A 24,954-nucleotide genomic window follows, 5' to 3' on the forward strand; every position below is an offset into this window, starting at 1 on the left:
AAAACTTTTGGGACGCTGAGATAGAAACTCTTCTTCAGCAATTAGACGCACCACAATCTCTAGAAGAGAATATAGTAGACACATTAAACAATTCGAAAAGAACCGGAATGTTCCCTAATCAAATTATTAATGCACTTCGTATTGGTTTGTCTTTAAAAGAAGGCAATCAGAATATGGCATTTGTAGCATCTATGCAAAGTGGTAAGTCTGGAACAATATACTTCTTATGTAATTATATTTTACCTGCAATAGGTCTAATTAAGGAATACGAATCTATCCTTTTTGTTACTAGTATGCGAGATACAGATTTGTACGATCAAAACTGTCGTGTTTTACAGCGTGAATACTATGATTCTGTAACAGGCGATATGAAACCATCTGTTTTAAAAGTGATGAAGATGAGTGATTTCTTTAATCATCCAAATCCACATAAAGTGGTAAACGAATATAATGTGCAATTAATAGTTCGTGACGAGGACCAATATGGTTCTGGTGTAGAATCTTCATTTGAGTTAGCATTCTTTGCTGAACTACGTTACCGAATGCCAGATATCAAATTACTTGCGGTAAGTGCAACACCTTATGATATTTTGGATGCTCAATTTACAGGAGCAACAGATGTAGATGTAATAGTTGGAGTTCGACCACCAGAATATTATGGTATTTCTGAAATGCTTGCTGATGATATTATTGAAGATATTCCAGAAGGGTTTAGACCAGTACAAACACAAGATGTAGATGGAGAAGTACATTATACAGTGCATCCAAAGACCCAAGAGTATGTAAACCATTTAAATACTTTTGAGAATGGGTTGGGTATCATTAGAGAATCTAATACTACAAGAGCAATTGAGCTAAGAAGATTACTGAAAGACCAGTATAAGAAGCAATGTACCACTATCGTAATCGGTTCAGATTTAGCTTGTGATTTTAGTATTAATGAAGGGATTAAGGAGATTTCAGATTTAATTCTAAAAAGAGGACAACGAGTAGTACTTATAATTGTTCAAGCACTTACAGCTGGTAAAGATTTAGGTATAATTAAAGAAAAAGTGCGTTTCGGTATTGAGCCAAGAGATAGACAGCTAGCAAACGGTGCGCAAGGTATTACAGGTCGTTTTTGTGGTTATCATAAAAATCGTGATTTTAAACTGATGGCCAGCAGAAGTCTATTAGAACACTATGCACAGTTTGAACAAGATTGGGAGATTTTTGCAAACGAAGACTGGCGTAACGATTTATTCAATAGTAATGTTAGAGGGTTGAGCACGCATACAAAGTTTGTAAAAACTCAGTCTGAAGGAGCATTTACACCTATTGAACATATTGAAGCCCTTAATTACAATGAGCTGTTGAGTGAATCTGGAAGAGAAAGTTTATCATTTATTGATGATGATGCATATCACCGTTTACTAGATTATTTTGAGTCAACTTTTTACAATGTTTCTACAAAAGGAACACGTTTCAAACAAAAGGGTGTTACTGTGCGTATTGCTTCTGGTTATAACCAAGCAAGTAATCGTGTATATCGCAACTGGAGTTGTAATCTTGAAGATGATTTCGGAAACATCTTCTTTAAAAAGCATCCCTATAATTATGGTATTCTAATCAGCAATTATCCTATAGATGATGAGCGCAATAGTTTAGGATTTACTGGTATTAAAATTCTTAAATCAGGTAAGCAAGAATGGCGTCACCAAGAAACGAATGTGCAAAATAATTCTATGTACGGAAATAATGATGCAGCCTAATGTCAGTCGTGTCAGTAGTTTATAAATGCGTTCATCGATATAAAAATGTAGTTTAACTAAAAAGTGATGAGAATTAGAGATTCGTAATGACAGCTTGTCAATTTAAGAAAGCCTTAACAGTTTGGAACAATGGTTGCCAAATTTATAAGCATAAAAAAAGTCCCAACATTCGACCGGAAGGACTTTTAAAATAGAAAGTGAGTAGTATAATGTAAAGGATACTACCCCATATTTTGTGGCGCAAATATAGTGTCTTAATTTCTCTCTACAAAATATTGCAATTCCCTTTCACGGTTTAGGTATAACGTCTGTAAACGTTTGCCATTTTTTAATGCAAAATAAGATGGAAAATTTTCATTTAGTACACGATGACGGTGTGTACAAACTTAAGAAAGAGAATGCGCGGCGAGCCTCTAAAGTGATTGATGCTAACAAGCCAGAGGCTATAAAGGCGGCAAAAGAATTTATTCAAAATCAAGGTGGAGGTAGCCTCAAAATTCACAAAAATGGCGGTGGTTTTCAAGAAGAGAGAACTTATCCAAGAGCTAATGACCCTAAAAAATCAAAAGGATAGAGACTATGGCTAAGAATTATGAAGAGTTAGTAAATAGGGTTAAATCTAGATATAACCCAGAAGCGATTGATGAAACAACACTTTTAAATGAATCACTTCGCACCGAGTTAAAAGCCTTATCTGGATCTAAAGTTATGGAGTATGTGAAACGTTCAATGCAAGGAGTTGAACCAGCTTATACACAGAATACTATTGTTGCAGGCGATAAAGTCAAAACACATCTTAAAAACAATAATCCAAAGTTGGATTATGAGTATCAAGGATCGGTTATGAGTAATACTCATATAAAGGGCTATAGTGATATAGATCTTGTGCAATTATGTAATAAATTTTATGGTCACGATTTAAGAACTGAATTTACAGAGGAATATCGAAAATCAAATCTTACTGAAACGCAACGATGGGCATTATTAGAAGTAATTGAAGGTTCAATTTACACTGGTGATGCTGATCAAGATCTACGAACTATGCGATTAGAAGCCGAAAACGTACTTGACGCTATGTATAATGATGTAGATATTTCGAAGGATAAATCTATAGAGGTCAATCTAACAAACCCTAAACGTAAAGTTGATGTTGTAACTGCATCTTGGTATAGGTCTGTAAATTCATCAAAATCAGGTGATAAAACTGATAAAGGCATTTGTATTTATGACAAAAATAAAGATGTAAGATTACCCGTGGATTACCCATTTTTAAAAATAAAAATGCTGAATGATAAAGATAAGATCGTCAACGGACGTTTAAAGAAAATGATTAGGTTTTTGAAGACTATAAAAGCTGATTCAGATATCAAAATCAAAATTAATAGTTTCGATATTTCATCAATATGCTACAACATAGATTCTATTTCATACTACAACAAACCGTATTATGAGCTTGTTTATGTTTTGCAAGTAGAGTTAGGTAAAATTATCGCAGATGATTTTTATCGTAATAATATAAAATCAATTGATGGTACTGAGTATATTTTTAGGGATAAACCTGAAAAATATGGTCAATTGTTAATGCTATTAAATGAACTAAATACTATTAAGAAGGACTTGGTAGATAATAACGCAATAACAAGGTTTTTATAACATGAAAAAAAGAATATTTATCGGTAGTTCAAGTGAAGAGTTAGGTACTGCCAAAATTGTTAAATCAATATTAGAAAAAGATTTTGATGTTATCATATGGAATGAATCTATATGGGATAAGTCTATATTTAAGATTAACAATAATTTTTTATCCGATTTACTTACGGCTACTTTAAAATTTGATTTTGGAATCCTAATAGGAACACCAGATGACAAGTTAGAATATAGAGGAGAAGAAAAGCTCTCTGCGCGTGACAATGTTTTATTTGAGTTAGGATTGTTTACTGGACGCTTAGGTTTGGAGAAATGTGCTTTTTTGATTGAAGAATCAGTAAAAGTACCATCAGATTTAGGAGGTATTACTTTGGCTATGTACAACAGTAAAACGCTTGCTGATAAAATCGATGGAATTAGACAGATGTTTCTAAATGCAAGCAACACAGAACTTAATTTTTTTCCGTCTAGTACTTTAGCTTACGCTTATTATGAGAATTTTGTAAAGTATGTGTGTGAACATTACGTGAAAAATAATGGTTTTATTTATCATGAGACTAACTATTCAGATTGTAAACTAAGGATAATCGTTCCACATAAATTACCGAATGATTTAAATTTAGCTTTTAAAAAAATCCAAAATGATATTGGTGTAGACAAACTATCTTTTAGTGCTAATGGCAGACCTCGTAATGTTTATGTTGATGCTAAAGTAATAAATGGTAAATTAATACTTTTAGATTTCCCTACAACACTTACGGGTATTGATTATGCTATATCAAATCATCTTCCGAAGGATTTTAAGAATCAGACGGCAGATTACAACTTGATAATTGAGCGAGAGTTAAATAAATTTATAGCCACTCTGAACAAGATTCTAGCTAAAAATGATTTTGATAGATTTGTTGAAATTGTAAGATCATAAATAAAATGCGGGTTATTAGTATATAATCCGCATTATTTCCACACTTCCAGCACATACTCATTCCTTCATTCCGCAAAAGCTACATTCACTCAATAGCAAGAGCTTCCAGTTCCGCGCAATACTAGTTATGTCCATTCCGCACCTGCCTATCGGACAGACGCTGCATTACCACAACCAGTATTTTTAGCCAACCCACAATAATTAATAAAAATATAGGCTTAGCCGTTTTTATACGTTTGTTTTCGTTTGATTTTTTTATCTTTACATTAAGATTGAAAATCTAACAAACATAATTAAAATCAATCCCTGTGGTAGCTATCAGGCTACCTCATAATTAAGAAATTAGCAAATGCCTTTGTTTATTAAGGTTTGCGGTACTGGGTTTGAATCCAGTCGAGGTCACGAATGAATAGTACGATAAGAGAAAACGCCAAGCTTGCTTGAGCGTTTTTTCGTTTGTATTATTCTCAAAGCGGAGCTTTGCTGGACGCGCGAAGCGAATCCAGTCGAGGTCACGAATGAATAGTACGATAAGAGAAAACGCCAAGCTTGCTTGAGCGTTTTTTCGTTTGTATTATTCTCAAAGCGGAGCTTTGCTGGACGCGCGAAGCGAATCCAGTCGAGGTCACGAATGAATAGTACGATAAAAGAAAACGCCAAGCTTGCTTGAGCGTTTTTTCGTTTGTATTATTCTCAAAGCGGAGCTTTGCTGGACGCGCGAAGCGAATCCAGTCGAGATGCTACATAAATCCTTAAACACACTATATAATTAGTTATATGGGGATTTTTAATGTATGATTCCTGAAGAAATTTTTATGGATGTTCTGGGTGATCTAAAAATTCTCTTGTTTCTTGAAGTTATGTATTTTTTGGACGTGCTATTGCTTTATCATACTCGATAACTAGCAAAAAAGTGGAAGTAAACTCGCTATGTATGTCTCTAAAACAGCCTTTATCCAAATAAACAGTATTCTTAAAATCAACTAAGGACATAAGAATATGACCATAAAAAATTCCCAGACCAATTAAAGGAGTACTAAAAATACATCAGGCAAAAATGTTTCTAATTTTTAATTTGCAACTACATTTTAACAAAGAATATAGTACATGTTCTATATTAAAATTTTTAAATTGCACAAGAATAGCTAAACCCTACAATCATGAAAATAAGCCGCACGCATAATTTAAAAAATAATGTAGAGAGGTCTTCTCAAAGTAAGGCTTTTAGACCTGCGCTAGCTATTTTTACCCTACCTAAATTTTTAAGCCTTTTAGCCCTCGTGATTTTTACGAATCTAACCCTACAGGGGCAAGCCGAAAAAGGCAACTATATCTTGGGAGCAGATATTGGTAGTGGGATTACCACAACCGGAAGCAGTGGCTTATTTGGTGTTAATTTTGGCTTAAATGATGGGGCTGGATTTAACTTAGGCCTTAGTCCAAAAGCTGGTTACTTTTTAACCGATAATTTCTTAATAGGTACAGTAATAAATTTTGGATATATTAAATCTCCTGAAACCAACGGTCAGTCGGCTGAAACCATTATGTATGGTCTACAAGGCTTTTTAAGATACTATGTACGTGCTTCTGATTATGATCAAACAGACTTTCCAAAACATGGCGTTTTCTTTACTGAAATTAATGGAGGCATCGCCGGGTCTAATGTGCGCGGTGGAAATTCTACGAATGGCTTCGCTTTTGGCTTGGGACCGGGCTATGGCATTTATGTATCGGATCAGGTAGCGCTTGAAGTGACCGCAAAATACAATGGCTTAATAGGAGGTGGAAATACCATATACCAACATTCTTTTGGGCTAAATATCGGAATCCAAATTTTTTTAAGAAGAAAATAAACCCTTACCCATCATGTGGAATCTAATAGCATCACTGCCATCCATTGTAAGGGAGGTGGTGACTATTTTTATAATTTTTAATATAAACTGGTCCTTTTTTAAAGAAGCGATAAGGTCTAGTTCATTTTTTTTAAACTATCAAAACTAGGCGTATCCGAAGCTCTAGGATCTGCTTTTAAGGCTATTTTTTTAGTCCAAATAGCATCTAAGCTAAAATGTTCAAACTCTTCAGTTACCCTGCCATAACAGGCATACACGCCAATACCATGTATAGGATATTTATCGACCACTTTGGTAAAATGTACCACATCGAAGTAATCGCCTTCTTGGTCTATAAACGTACTAAAACGCATATTTTGATTGTTTTTAGTTGTATTAAATCGGGTGTTTACTAAAATACCATACAAGCATATTTCTTTATTTTGGTATAAAGGCATATCCTTTGCTTTGGTGGTACTTGCTACTGGTTCAGAAATTAAATCAAAATAACTATAGAGCGGAAAGCCTAGTAATTCCATCTGGTCGTAAGCATCTTCTAGCCAGTTATGGCTTAATTTAGGCAATTCAAAATTTTTGTGTTTTGGTTGAAATAGGGTTGGATTGCCACTTCGTTTTTTTAAGGCATTGATCTTAAATATGGCTTGCCAATGTAGTTCGTTTTTTTCTAAGCCTGTAAAGCTAAATGCTCCTATTCTAATGAAGATAGATAGTTGTTCTATACTAATAACCACCCGATCTATAAAATCATCAAAGTTTTTAAACATACCATACAACTGACGTTCTGTTAAAATACGTTTCACCACTAAATTTTCCACGTTTTTTAGGTAGCCAAAACCTAAGTAAATATCTGTTCCTTTGATGGTGTTGTGATGGTCACTTTGATTGATACAGGGCGAATGAATGTTTCCACCCCACATCCGAGCTTCGTGGATATAATGTTCTGCACTATAAAACCCACCGCCATTATTTAATACGGCTACCATAAACTCTAAGGGATAATAACATTTTAAAAACATACTTTGGTAACTCTCTACGGCGTAAGAAGCGGAATGACCCTTGGCAAAGGCATAGCCTGCAAAACTGGCAATCTGATCCCATACTTCAAAAATTAAGGTGTCAGAATACCCTTTTTCACGACAATTGACGATAAATTTTTCTTCTACGCGTTTAAATTCTTCTCTAGATCTGAATTTACCACTCATACCTCTGCGCAATACATCGGCTTCGCCTAAATCTAAGCCTGCAAACTGGTTGGCAACTTTGAGCACGTCTTCTTGATAAACCATAATACCATAGGTTTCAGGCATAATTTGTGCTAAAATGGGGTTCGCTTGTTGTCGCCTTTCAGGTTCTCGGTGCCTACGGATATATTCATTTTTCATTCCTGAACTAGAAACACCAGGCCGAATAACCGAACTAGCTGCTACCAAGCCTAAATAATCATTCACTTTAAGTTTGCACATAAGCCCTCGCATAGCGGGCGATTCTACATAATACGCCCCAATAGCTCTTCCTTTACTGAGCAATGTATTTATAGTCTCGTCGTTCTTAAATTTTTCTATTTGAGTAATATCAATTTCAGGTTCGTTAGGTCTGTTTTCTTTAATGATGTCTATCGCTTCTTTAATTTTAGCCAAACCACGCTGCCCTAAAATATCAAACTTAAAAATACCGGCATCTTCAGCAATAATCATATCGAATTGAACCGTTGGAAAACCTTTCGGTGGTAGATCGGTTGCAGAATAATGGTGAATAGGTTTTTCTAAAATTAAAATCCCTGCGGAATGAACACTTAAATAATTAGGAAAACCTTTAATTAAAGCACTATACTTCAATACCAGTTTACTCATCTCATCGATACCATCCATAGAAAAATGTCCTTTACACAGTTGGTCTATTTCCTCTTTTGGAAGCCCAAATACCTTACCTAATTCTCGGATAACGGCTCTATATTTAAAGGTATTATAGGTCGCTAGTAAAGCGGTATTTTTAAACCTGCGGAATATAAAAGCAGTAACATCATCCCTATCTTTCCAGCTAAAATCGATATCAAAATCGGGGGGAGAGGCGCGATACGGATTGATAAATCGTTCAAAATACAAGTCTAACTCTATAGGATCCACATCGGTTATTCCGATAATATAAGCCACAATACTATTTGCTCCACTACCCCGCCCTACATGCAAATAGCCTTTAGAGTTCGCATAACTAACGATTTCATGGTTGATGAGAAAATAAGACACAAAATCCATTTCCAGTATGGTTTTCAATTCTACTGCTAAACGCTTTTTAACCGCTTCTGTAATGACAGAATAGCGTTTGGGCAATCCTGTATCGCAAAGTTGTTTTAAATACTTAAAATCACTTTCTTTTGATGCTCCGAATACCTGTTGGTTTTGAGATATTCTACTTTCCCCAAAGTCGAACTCAATAGTACATTGTGCTATTAAGTTTTCGGTATTCTCGATGATATTCGGAAACTCTTGATAGGCTTTTAGCAGCTCTTCAAGCGGGTGCATTTGTTCTGATAGCCGACCTTCTTCTGTTTGTTGTAACTTGCTAAGTAAGGTGTTATTGGCAATGGCTCGCAACAAACGATGCGCATTAAAATCGCGCTTGTTTCGAAAAGTTACAGCTTGCTGAATCACCAATTTATCGGTATAGGTTTTGTATTTTGAAAAGGGTAGTCGTCTTAAATTTTCAATAGAAATACCAATAAATTCGTGCGCTTTAAAATCGACTTTATTTAATTGCAGTACTTTTTCAAAGGGGTAAATGACAAAAGCTTCAGAAAACTCTGGTGCTAAATTGGGCAAAGGCTTTGATAGATGGGAAGCCTTAGAAAGAAATGTGTTTAGTTCTTGAAAACCTTGGTTGTTTTTTGCCAAACCCACATACAATTGCTCTGCTCCTTTTCGAAAATCGATCCCTACAATGGGTCTTATTCCAAACTCAGGTGCTTTTCGGATATAATTTAAACAAGCCGATGTGTTATTAATATCCGTTAAAGCCAAAGAAGTTACCCCATACGCTTGCGCCATTTTCAAAAGGGTCACTTCTGAAAACGTACCAAACCGCAACGAGTAATACGAATGACAATTGAGATACATACTTATTGTTTTCTATGTGCTAATACCATCGGAGGTTCGCCGTTAAAAGGGTTGTCAAAACGACCTATACTTTTAGCCCCCATAGAAGTGGCGCGCATAATGCTATTTTCACCGTATTTTTTTCGGATACGATCCATCGCACTATACAAACTCAACATTTCTTCGGTGTCATCGAATAAATTAATTTGATAATTGCCGGTAACAATATCGCTAAAACGAACACCTACTAACCGAATTAATAATCGCCTTTCATACAAACGTTCAAAGAGTTCTATGATTTTAGGGATTAAAATATGATCAGCACTCGTATAGGGAATTTTGATTTGTTTGGTATAGGTTTGAAAATCTGAATAGCGCAAACGAACGGCTATACATGCCGTTAATTTATTTGCTTTACGCAATTGATAGGCTAAGTTTTCAGCCATAGCCGTCAATGTTGTACGCAGCTGTACCATGTTGGTCGTATCTTTATCAAAGGTTCGTTCGGTTGAAATTGATTTTCGTTCATGAAAAGGAATTAAAGCAGGTCTATCAATACCATTAGCACGCTTCCAAATGGTCTGTCCGTGCTTACCTAAAGCACTTATCATCATCTCTAAGGGCATTTCTTGTACTATTTGCACTTTGGTGATGCCTAAATTTCGCAAGGTCTGATAGGTCTTTGTTCCCACTGCAGGAATTTTCTGAATAGACAAAGGGGCTAAAAACTGCTTTTCTAATCCAACATCTACCCGCATTTGGTTGTTGGGTTTGGCTTCTCCTGTGGCTACTTTAGATACTATTTTATTGGTAGATAAACCAAAAGAAATAGGCAATCCTGTTTCTTTGATGATGGTATTTCGCAATTCTGTCGCAAACTTATAGGTGCCAAAAAATTGATCCATTCCGGTTAAGTCCGCATAAAATTCATCGATACTGGCTTTTTCAAAAACGGGAACACGTTCTTTGATGATTTCGGTGACGGTTTGTGAATGTTTGGTATAGGTGCTAGAGTTTCCTCTAATAACGGTAGCTTCGGGACAAAGTTGTCGTGCTAATTTCATCGACATTCCCGAATGAATCCCAAATTTTCGAGTTTCATAACTACACGCTGCTACGACTCCACGATCGCCAATGCCACCCACCAAAAGTGGCCGTTTTAATAATTTGGAATCAATAAGCCTTTCGCAAGACACAAAAAAAGTATCTAAATCAAGATGTAAAATCGCTTCTGTTTTCATTTTGGATAAAATCCACATATTTGGATTATTTCCAAAATTAAATAATAATCGAGTTCAAAATAGAAGTTTAACAGTTTACTTTTCAACAAGTTTAATTTGCCTCTAGTTCTTTTAAATTTTGTATTTTAAAGCTTTAAAACAAGCCTACATGTGTTACGGAACTAGAGTCACCCAAAAAGCAAAGGAATTAGAGACTTTTTATAAGGTTGAAGCTATTTATGGAAGTTTAGAACAAGACACTGAATTAATCTATGCTTACGCTAATGGTTTTGCGCACCCTACGATGTGGATTATTCCACAACAAAAAAGCAAACACATGATACCCGTTATGTGGGGATTGATCCCCTCTTACGAATTGGGTGCTAATGCTAAGGCATATTATCAAAAGACTAGCCCTTATGGGTCCGGATTAAATGCACGTTCAGAAAAATTATTTGAATCGAACAACTATAAAAATAGTGTATTCACCAAACGTTGTATTATTCCTGTAGATGGTTTTTACGAACCACATACCGCTAAGAAAAATGGAAAAGATTTTAAAGTGCCTTTTTACTTTCATCGTAAAAACGAAAACCCTATTCACTTAGCGGGTATTTATGCCATCACCAAAGATAAAATGATCACGTTTAGCATTCTTACCAAAGAAGCCACTCCCCTGTTTGCAAAGATTCACAATAAAAAAAATAGGCGTCCTGTTATTTTACAAGATGACCATATTGATGTTTGGTTGAATGATTCCTTAAAAGAAAATGACATTTTAAATGTAATTCATGATGACTTGCCTGATACCTCCTTACATGCGTATCCTATAAGTAAAGCGCTGTATAAGAGAAATACTGAAGTGGATCCTGTTGCTGTTATTCAGCCTTTTCATTATGATGAAGTGATGATTGAGTATTAAGGATATAAAAGATATATCTTAAATTAGCAGTATATAAAACATATGTTCTATATATTATTACCAACAATTATCAAATAAATCAAGCTAGCATCAAATGAAAAAAAAAGTTCAAAATTTATTATAATAGACTTCGCGAGCAGCTATGGTTTAGACCCCTACTATTTTGTTTGTTTTCAGTTGCTGGAGCTTTAGTCGCTCATCAAGCCGATGGAATTGGAATTAATGACCTTGTTCCCAATATTGATACTGAATCAATTGAAGGCCTTTTAGATACTATTTCAGCGAGCATGTTGGTCATATCCATATTTGCTGTTGCATCAATGCTTTCCGCATTCTCGTCAGCAAGTGGTACCGCAACCCCAAGATCTTTCAAAATTGTAGTCACAGATGATGTATCGCAGAATGCACTGTCGATTTTTATCGGCGCATTCATATTTAGTATCGTTGCTACAATAGCACTTGATAATGGATATTATGAAAAAGCAGGTAGATTTATTCTGTTTTTGCTCACATTATTATTATTTGCAGTTGTTATACTTACCTTTTTAAGATGGGTAGATAGAATTTCAAGATTAGGACGTTTAGAGCACACCATACATCAAGTAGAAACAGTTGCATCGAGATGTTTATCCACATATATAAAACATCCTTATCTAAAAGCTCACCCAATAAAAAATAAGTTCAATAATGGAGAAGCAATCTTCGCAGATTCTATTGGATACGTTCAACATATCAATTTGGAGTCCTTACAAATACTGGCTCAAGAAAAAGGGTTTAGAATTCAACTAAATTGTCTTCCGGGTAAGTTTGTCCATAAAAATTTTGCTATTGCACACATTAGTACAGACCATAATTTGGATATTAATCAGATTCAAAAAAGCATAAACAATGCTATTCTTGTAGGTCAAACAAGATTATTTGATGAAGATCCCAGATTTGGATTGATATCATTGACTGAAATTGCAAGTAGAGCCTTATCCCCTGGCATTAATGACCCTGGAACGGCAATCCAAATTATTGGTAGCCATGAAAGATTGTTTTTTTTATGGCAGGAAGCAATGGAAAATAGCAATGATGAAACGGTAGCCTATGATCGTGTAGAAGTACCTAAAATCTCAATTCAAGATTTCTTTGATGATGCTTTCAGACCAATTGCTAGAGAAGGTGCCGATAATATTGAGGTGATGCTGAGATTACAGAAAGCATTGACATCCATAGAGACCCTTACTAATCCAGAATTAAAAGAAGCTGCCATACAACATTCCATAAAGGCTTACAATAGAGCTGCAACAGAAATAAAATTTAAAGACGATCTCGCTATTTTAAGAGCACATTGTTTATTTAATAAAAATCAATAAACAAAGATAAAAGCACAATACCATCAATAATTCATCGCTTGGTCACTACCAACTACCAAACATTTCGGCAGAATATTCTACTGGCCTACAAGAAGGTCTGTGATTTATTTATCTAATTTAAAGAATAACAAACTTAAGATGTGTTTAATTCATTGCTAGGTCACTGCCAACTTAAGAACATAGCTGCGGACGTTCTATCTCTAATTTTTTTTGTTAACTTTAGTACTTAAACCCCACAACTAATCTTATACCAACATCTTAGCGGTCATTATGAAAGACAAAACCAATTTTTAAATAAAAAATTATGAAAATCAAACTTCTTTTTACGCTTAGTGTAGTTTCTTTTTTAATCGCCTCATGTGCTCAACCTGAAAAAATACAAACTAAAATTGCATGGGATACTTGGGGTGTTCCGCATATCACGGCAACTACCACCGAAGAATTGTTTTTTGCCCAAGGATGGGCTCAAATGCATAATCATGCTAACCTTATTTTAGAACTATATGGCAGCTCTAGAGGAAAGGGTGCCGAATATTGGGGTGAGGAGAAAGTCGAAAATGATAGGCTTATTCATACCCTTGGTTTTGACGAATTGGCCGATGATTGGGAAAAAAAACAAGACCCCGAAATCAAAACCATCTATACTGCTTTTATAAATGGAATGAATGCTTATGTAGCTGCTTATCCGGATGCCGTGGATGAAAAAAATAAAGTTGTGCTGCCATTAACCACAAAGGACATGAACATGCACAGTATGTATGTTATTTTCACTCGTTTCATTGGTGGAAATGATCTGGGGCGTGTACAAGAATGGCCTGATATGGGTTCAAATACCTATGCTATTGCACCAAAGCGTTCGGCTTCAGGTAAGGCCATGTTGGTTCAAAATCCGCATTTACCTTGGTGGAAAGAATTTTTATTCTTTGAGTCACATTTAAATTTAAATGGGAAAAACATGTACGGTTCAACACTCGTAGGCTTCCCTGGTATTGCAATTGGTTTTAATGAAAACCTTGGTTGGAGTCATACCGATAATACCATTGACAATGCCGATACCTACGAACTAGAACTGAAAGACGGGGGATATGTATTAGATGGTGAACGAAAAGAATTTGAGGCCTCATCAAAAATTATCAAAATAAAACAAGACGATGGCACCACGATAGACCAAGAAATCGCCCTGATGAAAACGGTTCATGGTCCTGTGGTAAATACATCGGAAAATAAGGTTTTGGCATTACGTATGGTCGGCTTGGATAGGCCAAATATGTTTTTACAATGGTGGCGTATGATTAATAGTTCCACTTTTGATGAATTTGAGGATGCTCTGAAAATGGCTCAAATACCTTTTTGGAATGTGATGTATGCCGATAAGCAAGGTGAAATTTTCTATGTATTCAATGGCCTAGTTCCTAAACGAACTACGGATGCCTGGGATTATTGGGACCGCGTTATTCCTGGTGGAAAATCGGAGGATATCTGGACAGAAGTTCATGATTATGCCGACCTGCCCAAAGTAAAAAATCCTGTCGGAGGTTGGCTTCAAAATGCCAATGATCCCCCATGGACTAGTACGATACCAATGACCCTAAATCCTAAAGATTATCCTGGCTATATGGCTCCTCAATACATGCCTTTTAGACCACAGCGCTCAGCGAGAATGCTTATGGAGGATGAATCAATAACTTTTGACGAACTAGTAGAATACAAACTTTCAACCCGACTAGAATTTGCAGATAGAATTTTAGATGATTTATTTGCTGCCGTTGATAATTCTGATTCCGAAAAAGCAAAAGAAGCAAAAAAAGTACTGGAAAATTGGGATAGAGCAGCTAATGCTAACAGTAAAGGCATGCTTTTATTTTACAGTTGGGCAAGCAAATTTAATGCAAGTAGGAGCGCTAATTATACCGAACAATGGAGTATAGACTCTCCAAACACAACGCCAGATGGTATTGCAGACCCAGATAGAGCGGTTGGATTATTGGAACAGGCCGCCATCGAAATCGAAACCAAATTTGGACGTTTAGACACCGAATGGGGAGATTATTTTCGAATAAACTATAATGGCATAAATCTACCAGCAAATGGGATAGATGGTTCAATGGGCGTTTTTCGAGTGGCCTGGCCTGGTGGAGCTAATGATACTAATATGTTTGTAGGTGGCGGAGATTCATGGGTCGGTGTCATTGAGTTCGGTGATAAAGTGCGAGCAAAAGTCTTACTATCTTATGGTAATGCAACTCAAAAAGACTCCCCGCATAATGGTGACCAGTTAGAATTGTTTTCTAAGAAAGAATTGCGTGATGCTTGGTTTACAAAAGCTGAAGTTGAATCAAATACTGCCCGGATTGAGGTAAAAACTGAGAATGGATTTCGTGAACAAAAATAACCAAAGGCTGAAAATTGCTATAAACAATTGCCTTGGTTTTCTTTGTTTGGAAATTTAATCACTAATCCATGCAACTATGCATACCCAAACACCTTGTCGCACATTTTGATCCGTCCTAGATAAAGGCTATATAATAAATTCCTTATCTTTATAATCAACTAATAATCAATTAAATATAAAATTATGAAAACAAAATTGACATTTGTAATGATTATAATTTTCGGAATTGTAATTATAAGTTGCAAACAAAAGGAAGAAAAAGTAGACGTTGCAGAGGTGAAAATAGATTTAATTAATGATGAATTTCCTGAAGCAAAACAAGAATTATTGGAAACCTGGGGCGCCATTGTGCAAAGCCTTAAGGATGGAGACATGGACAAACTAATTGCGTTTCATGCCTACAGTCCAAAGTTTACTGAATTTAAAAATGGAGCAGCACGCAATGGAAGTGAAGCTAATGAAGAATTTGAACGCAATACTTTTGGAGCTGTCACCGAAGTGGTGAAATTCGACACTAAAGATATGATGGTTGCAGTGTATGGTGATGTAGCCAACGTAACCTTTCATTCTGATTTTCATCTTAAATTTGGCGAGGACCTTGTGGTTGTAAACGACCAAATTTCATTGTTATTCGTAAAGACCGATAAAGGATGGAAAATTGTAAGTGAACATCATTCTCCTCTGAAAATAGAAGAAAGCTAAAAACGTGCTACAACCATGTACATAGGGCATAGCAATTAAGGGAATATTGCAAAAACATACATACCTTAGCTGTCATACAAGAAAATTTTTTGAATTTCTTTAAAAGAATGAATCCGATTACATGAAAAAAATCCCTTTGTACTTTCTTTTGCTACTTATTTTAGCAGGAGAGTCCGTATTTATTCTTCCATTTGTTCTTTCACGAGTCTTTAGACCTACGGTACTTGAAGTATTTGGTCTTGACAACATTCAACTAGGTTTGTGTTTTTCAATATACGGTATTGTTGCCTTGTTATCGTATATCTTCGGTGGCCCCTTAGCAGACAAGTTTGCTCCAAGAAAATTGATTGCCGTTGCGCTATGGATGACTGCTCTAGGAGGATTGGTATATGCTACATTTCCTAGTTATTTAGTATTAAAAATACTTTATGGCTATTGGGGATTTACCACTATTTTTTTATTCTGGGCACCAATGATTAAGGCTACTCGTGTTTGGGGTGGATCTACGTCACAAGGCAAAGCGTTTGGCTTTTTGGATGGTGGGCGCGGGTTGGTAGGCGCATTATTCGGAACTATGGGTGTATTCATTTTTTCATTCTTTATTACTTCAGAAGTTGCTGAGCTAAGCATCTACGAAAGTAGAGCCGCGTTTAAGCAGGTTATCCTAGTGTCCTCATTGATAGTTGTTCTGGTTGGAATATTGGTATGGTTCTTTTTAAAACTAGATCATGAAATAGAAAAAGAGATTATCCTGGAAAAAATAACAAAAACACAAATTACAGCAGTATTACGATTACCTTCTATATGGCTCTTGATGATCATTATTTTATGTGCATATGTTGGCTACAAAATCACAGATGTGTTTTCCTTGTATGCTCGAGATGTGATGCTTTTTGACCAAGTGCAATCTGCTCAGGTAGGCACTTTTTTGCTATTTATCCGTCCTGTCATCGGAATATTAATCGGAATATTGGCAGATCGCTCACAAACCACCTTATGGTTGGTTATTGGTTTTATTGTTTCCTTCTTTGGAGCATTATTGTTCGCATTAGGTTTGATTTCAGATGCTTCAACGGCTTTGTTTTTTATATCGATATTAATCGTGGCGACTGGAGTATATGCCGCTCGTTCTTTATACTTCGCAGTCATGGAGCGAGGGCAAATTCCTTTGGTTCTTACAGGAACTGCAGTTGGTCTTATATCTATTGTCGGTTATACACCAGATATATTTGCAGGGCCAGCGATGGGCTATCTCTTAGAAAATTCACCAGGTATACAAGGGCATCAACATGTTTTTTGGATGTTGGCCATCTTTTCTTTTATAGGTAGTATAGCAGCATGGTATTATTACCGATTGTATGGAAAGAAGTCGCTGAATTAAGCTTTTTTTTTCTTGTTTCAAAGAGACCAATTAAAATAAAAAAAGTAATACATACTATAAAAATTCGACGCTGTTTTCATCCGAAAAATTAATGTCATTTTTATACGCTGGGTTTTGTACACCAATTGTTTTTAAAGTAATACGTACCTAAAATATGATCATAGAAATTGCTCAATGGATTGTACTATTTTTCGGATTATTTATCATTTTTATTGGATGTATCATGTTGATTCATCCAAAAAAAGCAAGGAGTATATTAAGAAAAGCTGGTAGTACAAATTTTATAAACTATGCGGAAATAACGATCCGACTACTACCAGCCATAGCACTCATAATATGCTCGGAATTTTCTAAATTTCCTGCAGCGTTTAAGGTTTTTGGAGGAATAATGCTGATCACTTCTCTCGTACTTTATTTTGTGCCGAGAAAAATACATCATCAATTTTCATTGAAAAGTGCAGCTATTCTTAAACCGCTTTTTATTCGACTACTCGCGCCTTTTGCTTTTTTATTAGGCGGATTAATAATTTATAACCTAAATTGCATTTGAATGCAGAAAATCAGACCTTAGAATACTATTTTACCTCATGACCACAAACCTGTAAGCTATTATTAAATTCTTTAGAATAATGAAACAAAAAAATACCTTTCTAAAATAGTCATACTTACCAATGGCAAACAATGCGTCTCACCAAATATTCAACCAACCAATCATCCTTATATGTTCTCGATACTCAAACACTTGAATGAAATCGCTGAAAAAAGCTTTACCTCAGCCTTATTAAAGATCATAGCACTACTGCTTATTATTATTTCTGCATCTTGCGCAGATAAGGAACCTCAGGCTATAAAAAAAGAGTATTCGCTTTTGGGTATAGGGCATGGACTTCATGGGTCAATGCTTATGGTTAACGATTTAACTCGCGCACGAGATTTTTATGCGGATACCCTTGGCTTTAAAATGGCTAAAGCTGATTCGTTTAAAAAAGGTTTTTTTGATGGAACTTTAGTGACTAGCATCAACTTTCCAGATGCTTCAAAACTAGATTTTCTTTCTGTTGAAGATTCTTTAATTATGGATGCCCCACCAACTTTTATTAGGTCATTCTTGGCGAATCATGAAGGTATACAACAGTATTACCTTTCCAGTTCTTCTGTAGACACGACCGCTTTGTGGTTGAATGAGCAAGGATTTGAGATGGATTCTATTCGAGCATACCGTACGTCAATCGAGCCAGTTAAAGGGTGGACAAGAGATGATGGTGGATTACAAGAACGCAGTTTAGATTTTCGAAATACACAGGGTACCTACCTACCCCAGTTTATTGAAGATGCTACTAATGATTATGAAAGAATGCATAAAGACTGGAAGACTTATTATGCCTATTACAGAAGTTTTTCGAACCATCCAAATGGCGTTGTAGGTATCAATTCTGTTCGGGTAGCCGTTAAGGATCTCGATATGGCCCGTAAGGATATTGAAAAAATGGGGCTTAAGGCTTCAAACGCTAATGCATCTAAAAATACAGCGCACTTTAAAATAAAAGAACATCAAGAGTTGGTGCTCAATACCCCCGAATCCAGTACTGATGATATGTCAAAGTTTATTGCGGAACGTGGATCTGGAGTATATGCCCTACGTTTTGATGTAAAAAATATTGATTCTACTTTTCAGTATCTAAATCAACGTTTACCAGCAGAGGCCCTTATACGCGATACCATATTACATACCATCACCGTACCACGCCAATTTGCTTATGGGGTTCAAATAGAGTTTGTAAATGAGCCCAAGGAACAGGCTCTCTTGGCAGAACAATATAAAATAGGAGCTAAACTAGATAGTACAGCTAGCAGTAATGCTGCGGGAATGTACCAAAAATATTGCGCTTTATGCCATGGTAAAAATAGAGAAGGCTACGCCGCAGATAATGCTCCATCCTTGCGCTCTCATTCATTAATGGCAACTTCCTTGACCAATAATTTTCAAAGATATACGGTGCAATACGGTAGAGCGGGAACGGCTATGGGGGGCTATTTAAACACACAAGGTGGCCCCTTAGAATACATTGAAATTGAACTGTTATTGCAATGGCTCTATGAACAAAGTGGCGTAGAAAAACCTATTGAACTCTCAAGAGAACCTGTAACCGGAGATGTCGCTGTAGGCGCCGAGCTCTATGCAAATACCTGTTCAGTATGTCATGGGGCAGATGGCGAAGGTGTCTCAGCACCTGCCCTTGGCAATTCTATGCTTTTAGCTACAGCAACAGATGAATTCTTAAAATATGCCATTAAAATGGGGAGAGATGGCACACCAATGATCGCCTACAAAGACTCCTTAACTGAGGATGAAATTAACGGTTTAACAGCCTTTTTAAGGACTCGTGCCTCCGGCTGGAATATACCAAGTACGGATACCATCAGTGTACCGAAACCTGATCAGTATATCTTGAACCCTAGGAACAAAGCACCAAAATTTAATCTACGAAAAGGACTTTATGTTCCTGCGAAAGAAGTTTATCAGGCGCTACAAGACAGTGCTCGCATGATTATTTTAGATGCACGATCAGAAGTGGCTTGGCGACAAACCCACATTCCAGGATCGGTACCTGTACCCTATTACGCAGAGCCAGAAGCATTTGTAGGCGACCTGCCTAATGATGATACTTGGATTGTAGCTTATTGCGCCTGTCCGCACGCCGCTTCAGGCCGTGTAATAAGTACCTTGAGAAGATTGGGTTATAAAAACACAGCCATCATAGATGAAGGTATTTTGGTTTGGGGACAATTAGGCTATCCGGTTAATTATGGGCAGTAAGATAAGGTGCCGCAATTAACACGATAGAAACTAAAGCTTATTTTTTGCTTGCCAGCAGGCGGTTTTGGATTTTATTGGTTCATTTAAAGCCTGAATACACACCGAATCACAGCCAAGCGGAATACCTACACCATCTTTATAATTTTTTATATATTTATACGAATAGGATGAGATGGTGTTGGTCTAAGGAAAAAGCTTTCCAAACATAGTATAGAGCTGCCCTATTTTTTATCTAAGTGCTATTTATTGCGTACTAAAGAAACTGGTTAGGCCATTTAATAATTCATTTTTGAACTCAACTTGATGACTAAAGCAAGATCTAAAAGAATACTACAAATTATATTATTCGTTGGAACAATAAGCTCATTATACTTTGTTCCTTGGCCTATTCTAAAAGCGTGGTTAACACCATTACCTAAAACAGTTCAGGAACAAGTAGATAAAGCGACTACCTACGGTTTTGATGGAATTATTGTGTACGTAGATCAAAAAGGCAATACACCAGAATTTTTTACTTCAGGCTACAAAAACAGAGAAAATAAAGTTCCTGCCGACCCAAAATCATTGTTTAAAATTGCTAGTGTTAGCAAACTATACACAGCACTAGCAATAACAAAATTAGCACATAATGAACAATTATCCTTAGACAAAACACTTGCTGATTACTTTCCTGAACTAGTGGGTCGAATAGAAAATACGGATAAAATTACCGTGCGAATGATGGTTCAACACCGAAGTGGAATTCCGAATTATACGGATACCAAAAATTATTGGGTACATCCGAAACAAAACGACCAAGAACGCCTAGAATTGGTGCTTGATGTACCCGCCAATTTTGAACCTAACGAAGATTTTGAATATAGCAATACAAATTACTTATTACTCTCTGAACTCATAGAAAGGGTGTCCGGAGTAACAAGGTTTGAGTACATCAAAGAATATATTTTAGAACCCCTACATCTCAATAACACCTATGGTTCCATTCTAGATGTCAATGCAGATGATGTCATGAGTGGCTATTATGTAGGTTATGAAAATGACTTAAAGATGGACGATAATGGCCTGATGTTAGCAACAGCAGAAGATTTAGGTAAATTTATTCGAGCACTGAATAATGGTTCTGCCTTTACAAATAAACAAGAACAGGAAATCTATAGCTCCTTATACGAGTTTGAACATACAGGTCTGATTCCTGGCTATCAAACCATTGCTAAATACCACAAGGACATAGATGCAGTGGTTATTCAATTTACAAATACGGTCGACTTCGATGGCTACAATTGGAGTCTGTCAGAAATAATGTATAATAGAATAGTAAAAATAGTGAGAAAGAAAAACTAGCTATAAAATTGTATGAACGTACTATGCATAAACGTACCCCATGGCAATGAATGAAAATACTCATGTACATTTCGCACCATTGTAATTGTTTTAAAAATAACACCTATTTTATTTTTAGGTACTTGACCGGAAGCAAAAAGCCTTGTAAATACCCATAGGGCAGCTACCAGCTCAAAAAAACCTTCCATACACCTATAAAATATAAAAGTATAACCTGATTTTGAGATTCCTAGATTCTTTGAATTCAATTCCGAATAGCCATTTTTTAACCATGCTAATCTGTAGTATCAACAAAAAATTAAGTAAATTGAACTCATATTGTGATCAACCACTAAATTATACTTTTACATGGAAATTATTGAATCATCAAAAATATATGATGTTATTATCGTTGGGTCCGGTGCTGGTGGCGGAATGGCAACTAAAATATTATCAGAAGCAGGACTTAAAGTGGCTATTGTAGAAGCTGGACCTTATTTTGATCCTGGTGCTCCAGAACAACAAACACAATTAAAATGGCCCTACGAATCGCCAAGAAGGGGTGCTAATACGGTGCGTCACTTTGGAGAGTATGACAGTTCCTACGGTGGCTTTACTATAGAAAATGAACCCTATACGAATGCCGAAGGCAGCGATTTTAGATGGTATAGATCACGAATGTTAGGAGGCCGAACCAACCACTGGGGCCGCATTTCACTGCGATTTGGTCCTGATGATTTTAAACGAAAAAGTATAGACGGCTTAGGAGACAATTGGCCTATTGGCTATGAAGATGTAAAACCCTATTACAACAAAGTAGATAAATTAATCGGTGTTTTTGGCACGAATGAGGGCTTACCAAATGATCCCGATGGCTTTTTTTTACCGCCACCAAAACCCAGGTTACACGAATTATTCTACATAAAAGGTGCTCGTAAATCTAATGTTCCCGTTTACCCGTCTAGAATGTCTATGCTTACCAAACGAATCAATAAAGATCGTGGTATTTGTTTCTATTGCGGACAATGTTCTCGAGGCTGTAGCGTGCACGCCGACTTTTCTTCAGGGACATGTTTAATATTTCCTGCCCAAAAAAGTGGGGCGCAGATCGACTTATTCGTGAATGCCATGGTGCGTGAAGTCATTACAAATGATGAAGGGAAAGCTACTGGCGTATCGTACATTAATAAAGAAGACCGAAAAGAATATACCCTAAAAGGTAAAATAGTTGTTTTAGCCGCGTCGGCCTGTAGTTCAGCACGTATTTTATTAAATTCTAAAAGCAAACAACACCCGAACGGTTTAGGAAATAGCAGCGATATTGTAGGTCGCTATTTACATGATTCTACAGGAAGTGACAGAGCTGCTTTTATCCCTGATTTAATGAATAGAAAAACCTATAACGAAGATGGTACTGGTGGTATGCACGTGTATTCTCCTTGGTGGGGAGACAACAAAAAATTAAACTTTGCCCGTGGTTATCATATTGAAATGTGGGGCGGACTAGGCATGCCAAGCTATGGTTTTGGCTTTAACCACAACCAGTATAACGAGTTTTTTGGTCTTAAAGTTGGGGGGTATGGCGCAGGTATTAAAGATGAGGTAAAAAAATATTACGGCGCTACCGTTGGTATGTCGGGCCGTGGAGAATCTATTCCTCAAAAAAATAACCGGTGTACTATAGATGCTACAAAAGTTGATGAACTTGGTATTCCTGTCTTGAAATTTGATTATAAATGGACCGATAATGAAATTCAACAAGTACGCCACATGCACGATACTTTTGAAGAAATTATTCATAATATGGGTGGGGAAGTACTCGGTAAAAAACCCACTAAAGAACAAAATTACGGAATAGCACCTCCAGGATGGATTATCCATGAAGTAGGAACTACAAGAATGGGAGATGACCCTAAAACTTCAGTAGTCAACCAACACCAACAATTACACGAGGTTGATAATGTTTTTATTGTCGATGCAGGCCCTTTTGTCTCACAAGCCGACAAAAACCCTACTTGGACCATTTTAGCACTCTCTTGGAGAACTTCTGATTACATTGTTGAACAGTTAAAAATGCAAAATATTTAACTCATGGATAGAAGAAAGAGTATTAAATCAATAATTTTAGGGAGCGTTGCAGGAGGCTTAGTTATGCACGGCTGTAAACCTGAGAATGCAACAAATACTGAAGAAGCTATCGCAGCTTCTACCGAAAATTATTTTGGAAGAACACCAGAAGAGCTCAAAATAATTAAAAAATTAAATGCGGAGCAATTTTTTAATCCGCATGAAATGGATAGTCTTACTACTTTGGCAAATTTAATTCTTCCTCCCGACGATAAAGGCTCCATTACTGAAGCTGGAGTTCCAGAATTTATGGAGTTTATGGCTAAAGATTACCCGCCAATGCAAGCCACTTTACGAGGAGGCCTTATGTGGTTAGACCATGAAAGCAATTCTTTATTTAATGCAGAGTTTAAAGCAGCTACAGAGGTGCAACAAAAACAGATTTTAGATAGCATTGCCTATCCAGATGTTGAAATTCCAGAAGCTAAAAGACCCCTTGAAGTGCAGTTTTTTTCTGTAGTGCGCAACCTAACTTTAACGGGCTATTATACCTCAAAAGTGGGGATTGCAGATTTAGGCTATAAAGGAAATCAGCCCAACGTTTGGGATGGTGTTCCCGATGATGTTCTTAAGCAACATGGCGTTTTTTACGAAGAAGAATGGCTAGCCAAGTGTGTGGATCAAAGCAAAAGAAACGATGTTGCTCAATGGGATGAATTAGGAAATTTATTGTCTTAATCGTATTGCATACAGCAATTGCCGGTGTTTTTAATTAAACCATAGGTAGAAATCAACGAATTGACATAGATGTCGTAAAATTGTCATAATGATACCGTTATCAATTAGCACAGTACTAGAGTAGCTTTGACTCAACAATAATCATTGAAAAAATGGAACACATGGGTCAAAAAATCGTTGAACTGAGAAAGTCAAAAGGCTATACTCAAGAAGAATTAGCGGAAAAAGCAAAAGTAAACTTGAGAACCATTCAAAGGATAGAAAATGGAGAAAACAAACCAAGTGCAAATACCCTAAAACTTATTTGTGAAACATTAGACACCTTACCTGAAAAAATAATGCATTACGGTAAAAAAGAAGACTCAAAGCTTTTAATGTTGATGCATTTATCCGTCATTAGCTATTTGGTGATTCCCATTGGAAATATATTAATTCCATTGATTTTTTGGGTTTCAAAAAAAGATAAAATTATAAAATTAGATGAAACTGGAACTCGGCTATTAAATTTTCAAATAATCTGGACCGTATTAACCTCAATCACATTTTTTTCAAGTGTATTAACTGCTTCGCTGCACATCACCAATTCCGAACATGCCTATATTCCTGATCTATTGTTGTATTTTTTTATACTGTTAAACATCATTAATATTGGAATAGCACTTATTAGTGCATTGAGAATCAAAGACAAAAAAACTTTCACCTCCTATCCAAAAATATTCAAGATAATTAGGTAGATGTTGCTAAAATACCCTAAAATAAAATAGCTTTAAC

The 24,954-nt window shown here is 36.2% G+C and carries 18 protein-coding genes; 16 read left to right on the top strand and 2 right to left on the bottom strand.

Translation table 11 applies throughout. The annotated features are described in order from the left end of the window. The first annotated feature begins 293 nt into the window (after positions 1 to 293). The 5 genes from GQ45_RS06310 to GQ45_RS06330 all read left to right on the top strand — a co-directional run bounded on the left by GQ45_RS06310 (position 294) and on the right by GQ45_RS06330 (position 6,176). Entirely contained in the window at positions 294 to 1,751 is a 1,458-nt protein-coding gene (locus GQ45_RS06310; RefSeq protein WP_156125365.1) for a hypothetical protein, read from the top strand. 343 nt (positions 1,752 to 2,094) lie between these two features. Continuing rightward, positions 2,095 to 2,325 carry a DUF2188 domain-containing protein gene (locus GQ45_RS06315; protein WP_047420108.1) on the top strand — a complete coding sequence of 77 codons (231 nt, stop codon included), beginning with the start codon at positions 2,095 to 2,097 and terminating at the stop codon, positions 2,323 to 2,325. A gap of 5 nt (positions 2,326 to 2,330) precedes the next feature. Continuing rightward, the gene (locus GQ45_RS06320) at positions 2,331 to 3,404 is read left to right on the top strand and encodes a hypothetical protein (RefSeq protein ID WP_047416069.1); all 1,074 of its coding nucleotides are present in this window, start codon (positions 2,331 to 2,333) and stop codon (positions 3,402 to 3,404) included. A 1-nt stretch (position 3,405) separates the two neighbouring features. Beyond that, positions 3,406 to 4,323: an STING domain-containing protein gene (locus tag GQ45_RS06325; protein WP_047416073.1), complete on the top strand. Its 918-nt coding sequence runs from the start codon at positions 3,406 to 3,408 to the stop codon at positions 4,321 to 4,323. A 1,160-nt stretch (positions 4,324 to 5,483) separates the two neighbouring features. Continuing rightward, a complete protein-coding gene (locus GQ45_RS06330; protein WP_052188135.1) occupies positions 5,484 to 6,176 on the top strand; it encodes a hypothetical protein in 693 nt (230 codons plus the stop codon). A 116-nt stretch (positions 6,177 to 6,292) separates the two neighbouring features. Here the strand turns inward: GQ45_RS06330 and GQ45_RS06335 are convergent, their stop codons facing one another. Both GQ45_RS06335 and dinB read right to left on the bottom strand, forming a co-directional pair. Continuing rightward, on the bottom strand, positions 6,293 to 9,286 hold the full coding sequence (locus GQ45_RS06335) for a DNA polymerase III subunit alpha (RefSeq protein WP_047416075.1): 2,994 nt from the start codon (positions 9,284 to 9,286) through the stop codon (positions 6,293 to 6,295). Positions 9,287 to 9,288: 2 nt separating this feature from the next. Further along, a complete protein-coding gene (gene dinB, locus GQ45_RS06340) occupies positions 9,289 to 10,506 on the bottom strand; it encodes a DNA polymerase IV (protein WP_047420112.1) in 1,218 nt (405 codons plus the stop codon). 148 nt (positions 10,507 to 10,654) lie between these two features. Between dinB and GQ45_RS06345 the strand changes: the two genes are divergently transcribed. From GQ45_RS06345 to GQ45_RS06400, 11 genes are all read left to right on the top strand, one after another. Continuing rightward, positions 10,655 to 11,407 carry an SOS response-associated peptidase gene (locus tag GQ45_RS06345; protein WP_047420114.1) on the top strand — a complete coding sequence of 251 codons (753 nt, stop codon included), beginning with the start codon at positions 10,655 to 10,657 and terminating at the stop codon, positions 11,405 to 11,407. Positions 11,408 to 11,520: 113 nt separating this feature from the next. Next, positions 11,521 to 12,765, top strand: coding sequence for a DUF2254 domain-containing protein (locus GQ45_RS06350; protein ID WP_047416077.1), 1,245 nt, complete (start codon positions 11,521 to 11,523; stop codon positions 12,763 to 12,765). A 304-nt stretch (positions 12,766 to 13,069) separates the two neighbouring features. After that, the gene (locus GQ45_RS06355; RefSeq protein WP_052188137.1) at positions 13,070 to 15,157 is read left to right on the top strand and encodes an acylase; all 2,088 of its coding nucleotides are present in this window, start codon (positions 13,070 to 13,072) and stop codon (positions 15,155 to 15,157) included. Positions 15,158 to 15,340: 183 nt separating this feature from the next. Beyond that, positions 15,341 to 15,859 (top strand): nuclear transport factor 2 family protein, encoded by a 519-nt coding sequence (locus GQ45_RS06360; RefSeq protein ID WP_047416079.1) that lies wholly within the window; start codon positions 15,341 to 15,343, stop codon positions 15,857 to 15,859. Positions 15,860 to 15,980: 121 nt separating this feature from the next. Continuing rightward, positions 15,981 to 17,240, top strand: a complete 1,260-nt coding sequence (locus GQ45_RS06365) for a nitrate/nitrite transporter (protein ID WP_047416080.1) — start codon at positions 15,981 to 15,983, stop codon at positions 17,238 to 17,240. Between the two features lie 154 nt (positions 17,241 to 17,394). After that, positions 17,395 to 17,790 (top strand): hypothetical protein, encoded by a 396-nt coding sequence (locus GQ45_RS06370; protein ID WP_047416081.1) that lies wholly within the window; start codon positions 17,395 to 17,397, stop codon positions 17,788 to 17,790. 171 nt (positions 17,791 to 17,961) lie between these two features. Continuing rightward, on the top strand, positions 17,962 to 20,058 hold the full coding sequence (locus tag GQ45_RS17510) for a c-type cytochrome (RefSeq protein ID WP_081980891.1): 2,097 nt from the start codon (positions 17,962 to 17,964) through the stop codon (positions 20,056 to 20,058). A 303-nt stretch (positions 20,059 to 20,361) separates the two neighbouring features. Further along, on the top strand, positions 20,362 to 21,399 hold the full coding sequence (locus GQ45_RS06380; RefSeq protein WP_047416082.1) for a serine hydrolase: 1,038 nt from the start codon (positions 20,362 to 20,364) through the stop codon (positions 21,397 to 21,399). Positions 21,400 to 21,747: 348 nt separating this feature from the next. Beyond that, positions 21,748 to 23,466 (top strand): GMC family oxidoreductase, encoded by a 1,719-nt coding sequence (locus tag GQ45_RS06390; protein ID WP_047416086.1) that lies wholly within the window; start codon positions 21,748 to 21,750, stop codon positions 23,464 to 23,466. Positions 23,467 to 23,469: 3 nt separating this feature from the next. Next, on the top strand, positions 23,470 to 24,183 hold the full coding sequence (locus GQ45_RS06395) for a gluconate 2-dehydrogenase subunit 3 family protein (protein WP_047416087.1): 714 nt from the start codon (positions 23,470 to 23,472) through the stop codon (positions 24,181 to 24,183). A gap of 161 nt (positions 24,184 to 24,344) precedes the next feature. Further along, entirely contained in the window at positions 24,345 to 24,917 is a 573-nt protein-coding gene (locus GQ45_RS06400; protein WP_231555164.1) for a helix-turn-helix domain-containing protein, read from the top strand. The last annotated feature ends 37 nt before the right edge of the window (positions 24,918 to 24,954 follow it).

This window comes from Cellulophaga sp. Hel_I_12 (genome assembly GCF_000799565.1).
Taxonomy (GTDB): Bacteria; Bacteroidota; Bacteroidia; order Flavobacteriales; family Flavobacteriaceae; genus Cellulophaga.